Below are 6,152 nucleotides of genomic sequence, written 5' to 3'. Positions count from 1 at the left end.
TACCAGATCACCTGTCCGGTACATTTTGCCGCCGGGCTCATGCGGGTTGTCTACAAATTTCTCGGCTGTCAGTTCTGGATTATTCAAATAACCCCGTGCCAGACTTTGACCGGTAATGTACATCTCCCCGGTCACACCTGTCGGACAGAATTGAAGATGATCATTCAGAATAAAAATTCTTGTATTCGTGAAAGGTTTGCCTATAGGAATGACACCGTCTATGGAATCAACTTCATGCAGAGTGGTAACCACCGTATTTTCCGTTGGCCCGTATGCATTGATCAGCCTGTAATTCGGAAGGGCATGAAGTTTAAGCTGCTCTCCCCCCGAAACTAGCAAACGCAAAGAGGAATTTGGCAGTTCAACAAATGATTCACATACTTTGGAAGAGAACGTTGCAGCCGTTATTCCATACTCGGATAAGTATTCATTTAGCCTCGATATATCCAATCTCAGCTCGGTCGGAATGATATGAAGTGTAGCCCCTGACATTAGTGCAGGGAAAATTTCACTAATCGAAGCGTCAAAGGTCATTTGGAGATAGTTTGCCACCCGGTCTCTCTCTGTTAACTGTAGAGCATCTATATATCCACAACAGAAGTTGGTCAAGGCGCATTGCTCAACCTGTACCCCCTTTGGCATACCTGTAGAGCCTGACGTGTAGATGATATAGGCCAAATCATCAGGGTTTGTTGTCATCGTTGCCGAATCAGCGACAGACGGAATTTGGAGTGATGCCGCAGCATTCCAATCCTTCAATGCTGCCTCATCCAGTATGAGTGTCACACATTCGGAATCAGCAGCCCTGAGCCGATCTGACCAATGGTTCTGGGTCACTATCAACCTTGCTCCGCTGTCCCGAAGCATATACCGGATTCGCTCAACCGGAGTTGATGGGTCCAGTGGTAAATAAGCCCCTCCTGATTTCATAATACCGAGAATGCCCGCAATCATTTCTACAGACCGATCCATCATAATACCAACGACCATTTCTCTGGTTACACCAAGCTGACGCAGACGAGCTGCGAGTAAATCCGCCGCTTCATTCAGCTCATGATAGCTCATGCTTCTGCCGTTATGCACAACAGCAACCTGATCAGGTGTCCGCAGAGCATTTTGCTCAATCCACTCGTATACCCGCTGGTGCAGCGGATAAGAGCAGGTGTTATCATTATAGACATACTGCAGCGTCTGCTTCTCTTCCTCAGATACGACTTCAAACTCACCCAGCTTGCCTTGGGGATTGCTTAATATACCTTTTAATAATTGAATAAAGTGATTGCCCATGTTTTCAACCGTTTGAAGGGAAAATAGATCACTGCAATATTCCAGTTCAAACTCAAGTTGGCCATTCTGTTCAACAGCAGCAAGAGTCAGATCAAATTTGGCAATGGGTAGCTCCGTCTCATAAGGCTCAACGTGTAAATCACCCCATTGTTGTCCGTATGCACGCTCAAGCTCCAGATTTTGCAACACAAACATCGTATCCACCAATGCGTTTCTGCTTCTGTCTCTTGAAACATGAAGTTTGTTGATGAGCTCATCAAGGGGATAATCCTGATTGTCGTAAGCCTGTAATGCATTCTCCTTCACTTCTCCAAGGAAATCATTAAAGGACCGTTCCGCTACAGGATAATTCCGCATGGCAAGTGTATTAACAAACATACCGATCACCTGTTGGAGGTCTGCGTGTTTGCGCCCCGCAATCGGAGATCCCACGACAATGTCATCTTGTCCTGAATATCTGGAAAGTAAAGTTGTATAAGCCGCCAGCAGTACCATATATAATGTCGCTTCATGATCTCTGGCCAATTGATGCAGTTCATGTGTGAGCTGTTCGTCACAAACAAATCGCACCCGGTTTCCTTTAAAAGAGTACACTTGCGGTCTTGGCCAGTCTGTTGGCAATTGAAGAACCGGAATTTCTCCCTCAAATCGATTAAGCCAGTAGGTTTCCTGTGTCTTCAGTCCTTCACTATTAAACCAATCTTTTTGCCACTCGGAGTAATCCTTGTACTGTAACGTCAGCTCAGGCAGAGATTTCCCCTCATACAATTCATGAAACTCCTGAACAAGCACATCTGTTGACACACCATCTGCGATAATATGGTGCATGTCCATCACGACTACATGTTCCTGTTCACTGATTTTCACAAGTTCGATCCGCATTAATGGGGCCTTGTCCAGTTCAAATGGACGAATTCGATCCGAAAGCGTTTCTTCCAATGATCGGCTTCCCGGTTCAATATGTTCAACAGCAAACGGAACATGTGAATGAATCCGTTGGACGGGTTCGCCATCCACAATGACAAAGGACGTCCTGAATGACTCATGTCTCTGTACCAATTGCCGGAATGCCTCTTCAAATCGCGCCACGTCCAGTTTTCCAGATACTCTCATCACTGCAGGCATATTGTATGAAGTTCCGGTATCCGAAATCTGATGCAGCATATGAAGTCTGCGTTGAGCAGACGAAAGTGCATAATAGGGCTTTGATTCGGCCGGTTGGATGGAAAGATAGTCCTCTTTGGCAGCAGATTCAATGTAATTGGCAATACCTCGGATGGTTGGAGCAAGGAAAAGCTGTCGGATCGGCACCATCACCTGAATCTCTTTGTGAATTCGTGATGCCAGTGATGTCGCTTTGAGTGAATGACCGCCGGACTCAAAGAAGTGATCATGAACCCCCGCAATCTGCACTCCCAAAATTTCTTTCCATATGGTGCAAATGCGATTCTCCAGCACCGTACTTGGTGCTTCATATTGGTCATGCTTCAAATGCTCTATGCATTCTGTCGGTTCAGGCAGCGCCCTGCGATCAACCTTCCCATTTCCTGTTAAGGGAAGCTCATTGAGCAGGATAAAATAGGAAGGAACCATGTAGTCCGGCAGGCGCTCCGATACATACGTACGAATTCCAGTGGTTGTCAGCGCTGGATCAGCCTTTAGATATGCAATCAATATGTCCTGATTGGCTGCATCTTTTCTCGTCACTACGACCCCTTCACGAATCCCTTCATGCTCCAGCAGAACATGCTCAATCTCTCCCAGCTCAATGCGGTAACCGCGCAATTTAACCTGGTGGTCCAAGCGTTCGAGAAACTCAATATCTCCGTTTGGGAGCCGGCGTACCCGATCACCTGTTCGATACATCCGTGTTCCCTCAAGCAAGGGATGTGGAACGAATCGGGAATCGGTTAGTTCCTTGTTATTCAAATACCCCAAGCTCAAACCATCTCCGGAGATACATAACTCTCCTGGAATACCAGCTGGAACGGGATTCTGGTACCGGTCCATAACCCAGACCGAAGTATTGGCAATTGGTTTTCCGATGGGAAGATTGGTAACCGCTGCTTCGATGGACCTGATGGGATAAGCTGTAGCAAAAACCGTGCTTTCTGTGGGTCCGTATACGTGAATCAGGCGATCCGCTCCGAGAATATCCAGTCCTTTCCTGGCCTGGGCCACGGATGCCCGCTCGCCCCCAAACAATATTTTGCGGAAGCCACGGAGACATTCCGGCTCACGATCAACAAGCAGATTAAACAGTGCGGTCGTCATGAAAGAAACCGTGACTTTCTCACGAACGATAACTTCGGCGAGCGCTTGGGTGTCCAGAACCGTATCCTGCTTGAGCAGAACCAGACTGGCTCCGTTCAATAGTGCGCCAAAAATATCAAAGACAGATCCGTCAAACGCATAATTCGAAAGCTGCAAAATCCGGTCTTCCGGGCAAATATCGATGTAATCCGTCTCACATACAACCCGAATTACGTTTGCATGAGAGATCATCACTCCTTTGGGCAATCCGGTAGAACCAGAAGTGTAGATCATGTAGGCCAGATCATTCATGCGGTTCTCCTTGTCAGGTTTCACTTCCATTACCTGTGTGGCAGCCGCCATCTCCATGACCGCAGGCATATGATCCATGTAGTCCACATACAGCGGTAACATTGGAAAATTCAGCGGTGCCTGGCTGATCCATTCGGGCTGTGTCAAGAGCACCGCAGCCCTGCTATCCTGAAGCATATGACTTATTCTTTCTTCCGGCCAACCCGGGTCCATGGGAAGATAAGCCGCCCCTGCTTTCAGAATCCCGAGTATGCCCGCAATCATCTCTATCGAGCGGTCTGCCAGCAGTCCTACCACTGCCTGCTTGGGTAGCCCAAATTCGTATAACCGGGATGCCATTTGATCCGCTTTTTCCTGCAATTCACGGTAGGTGATATGCACGTCATCCATAATAAGGGCGGTGGCATGAGGCGTTTTCTGGACTTGTTCATCAAAAAGCTGGGATATGGTTTTCCATTGAGGATAATTAGTCACAACCCCCATGGAATGCTGCTCAAGTACCGGAAGTTCATCGTTCAAGACGAGAGTAATATCCTGAATATGAATACTCTCATCTGACGTAATTTGATGGATAATCGCTTTCATATGCATCTCAATCTGATCCATCAGAGCCGGTTCATAAACATGTTCATCATAAATGAGCAGCAGCGTCAATTTCTCTCCAAGTCCAGCAGCCATTGTAAACGGATAGTTGGTTCGTTCCTCTCCAGTAATCTCGTTTATTTCAAAACCCAGATTGGACCGCTCTGCCATCTTCCTCGTATCCAGAGCATAATTTTCGAAAACAACGACATGATCAAGCAGATCATGTTTGAGTTCAGTGCGGGCCTGCACCTCGGCCAGACTTAAATATTGATACGCCTGACTGTTCAATGCGTCCGACTGAATCTTTTTCATAAGCTCCACAAATGGCTGCTCTCCACAAAAGGTAACACGTGTAGGAATGGTATTGATAAACAAACCAACCATATTTTCAATGCCATCAACGGCTGCATCCCTCCCGGATACAACGGTCCCAAAGACAGCATCTTCGTTATCATTATATTTAGCGAGCAGAAACCCCCATATCGCTTGAATGACGGTGTGGAGTGTCACGGCATGTTTCTGCGCCATCTCTTTTATTTTTGTGGTGAGAGCTTGAGAAAACTCTATTTTCTTCTCTCTTCTGGAGAACGACATCTCACTTGTTGATCGGTTTATCGAAGGCAAGCCGGTCTTTTCACTGTATCCTGACAGATAATGCTCCCAGTACCCAAGGCCCGATTCCTGTTCCTGCTGCTGGAGCCACTTCATGTAATTGCTATAAGGACGGGTATCTGCCATTTTAGACGGTAGGCCATTGGATCTATCAGCATATATATCCAGCAATTCATTGAAGAGAATGCCCATGCTCCAGCCATCCAGTATCATATGGTGAAACGTCCAGATCATCTGGAAATGCTGTTCACCATTACAAACAAGAGCGATTCGAAGCAGGTTATCCTTAGACAAATTAAACCCTTTTGCACGATCCTTCTCCATAAAATCTTGCATTAAGGCAGCGACTTCATCGTCTGACCTGCCCCTCAGATCGTGAAAGGTAAACCCGATCGTCCGCCTAGCAAGAACAACATGAACGGGTTCCTCCAATTTGGTATGAACCGAGGCTCTCAATATTTCATGTCGTTCAAGCAACTGATTGAAGCTTTGCTCCAGAATTTCGGGATCAATCTCCCCGCGTATATCCAGTACCGTTTGTTCAAAATAGGCATCTTCAGACGGATTTTCGAGCGCATGAAACAGCATTCCTTTTTGCATCGGGGATAATGGGTATATTTTCTCGACTTTTGCCTTCATGGACCGATATCATCTCCTTATTGGATCGTACCTAAGCTGTCCTAAACATGGGATGAAAATAGACAAATATTAATCCTCAATCAGCTCATATTCGCTTAATAAATCTTCAAGATCCTCTAATGACAAGTCACTAAATCCATAGTCGGTAGATGTCTTCTCCGTATGTTCTTTGCTGATACAGTGATTAATCACTTGTTCAATTGCTTCGATATAATAATGGTTTAAATTAAGAATCATTTCTTCTGAAAACGCAGACTTGGTATAGGTTGTGCTAAGGGCCAGGCTTCCGTTATAGATGGCTACATTCAGCTCAATCGGGTTCATGCGTGCAATGTGCTCGCCCATGCTTTCTCCCGGTTTAAAATGCGAAGCATGAACCCACCCGGAATTTGCGGATGCTCCGATCTCTCCCAAATAGTTAAATAGAATTGGAGCCTTCTTCTCCGCCTGTAACTCTGGCATCT

2 protein-coding genes are annotated in these 6,152 nt (G+C 46.3%); both read right to left on the bottom strand.

Features of this window, described 5'->3' with window-relative positions; all coding sequences use genetic code 11:
- Positions 1 to 5,688 (bottom strand): amino acid adenylation domain-containing protein (locus tag AC6CIF_RS31780; protein WP_498202748.1); only part of this gene is annotated, 5,688 nt, incomplete at its 3' end.
- Positions 5,689 to 5,757: 69 nt separating this feature from the next.
- A partial coding sequence (locus AC6CIF_RS31775) for a condensation domain-containing protein (protein ID WP_498202747.1) occupies positions 5,758 to 6,152 on the bottom strand: 395 nt, incomplete at its 5' end.

The sequence above is a fragment of the Paenibacillus sp. GQ49 genome, from assembly GCF_059759055.1.
This window is presented reverse-complemented; position numbering and strand designations above follow the sequence as displayed.